At 47.3% G+C, this 1,020-nt stretch carries 1 protein-coding gene and 1 pseudogene; both read left to right on the forward strand.

Annotation, left to right across the window (positions count from 1 at the left end; translation table 11 throughout):
- Window positions 1–478, forward strand: a pseudogene (locus KDK16_RS07045) (3-phosphoshikimate 1-carboxyvinyltransferase); the annotation flags it as partial.
- Between the two features lie 180 nt (window positions 479–658).
- A partial coding sequence (locus tag KDK16_RS07050; RefSeq protein WP_257275333.1) for a bifunctional ornithine acetyltransferase/N-acetylglutamate synthase occupies window positions 659–1,020 on the forward strand: 362 nt, incomplete at its 3' end.

The raw sequence follows: 1,020 nt of genomic DNA on the forward strand, positions 1-1,020 counted from the left end.
TGCCAGTGTTCAGGGCGATGCCCGTTTTGCTGAAGTGCTTGAGCAAATGGGCGCTAAAGTTACGTGGAGTGACAACTGGATTGAAGTAGAGAAAGGTGAACTCAAGGGTGTGGATGTTGATCTGAACCATATCCCGGATGCGGCCATGACCATTGCGACTACCGCTCTTTTCGCCAGTGGGCAGACGGCTATTCGAAATATCTACAACTGGCGGGTTAAAGAGACTGACCGGCTATCAGCGATGGCGACTGAGCTTCGTAAAGTCGGAGCCGAAGTGGAAGAAGGTGAAGATTACATTGTGATTAATCCTCCAGAAATGGTTAAGTCTGCAGTCATAGATACCTACGACGATCACAGAATGGCCATGTGTTTTTCCCTGGCGGCATTCGGTGGTAGCCCAATTACCATCAATGATCCTGGTTGTACTTCAAAGACCTTTCCGAACTATTTCCAGATATTTAAAGAAATTGTTGAGTAATTAATAACAAAGTGCGAACAGTTAGCTATAACTCTACTTCGCATCGGGCCATTTGAGTATGTGCTCTCTGGCCTGATTCTTTGAATTCGTTATCGGGATTGTTCAGTCTGGCAGACGGTGTCGGCTTGCAGAAATAACGGATGCATTGAATTGGAATGAAAAAGAGGAGATGGACAAACCATGGCAGTAGGATCAGGAAGCTGGCCGAAAATGCATCCAGTGAAAGGCTTTCGTCTTGGAACGGCAGAGGCGGGTATCAAGAAGCAGGATCGTAAGGATCTTGTGATTATGAACTGGGATAAGGGTGCTTCTGTTGCCGGTGTTTTCACACTGAACCGTTTTTGTGCTGCACCAGTCCAACTGGCCAAACGTCGCATTCATTGTTCGCCTGAATATTTTGTTATTAATACCGGTAATGCCAATGCGGGTACCGGTGAGCAGGGAATGACGGATGCCTTTGAGGTCTGTCGTGTATTGGCTGAACACGCCAGAGTGCAAGAAAATCAGGTGTTGCCTCTTTCAAGCGGTGTGATTGGCGAGGA

The organism is Endozoicomonas sp. SESOKO4, assembly GCF_024606275.1.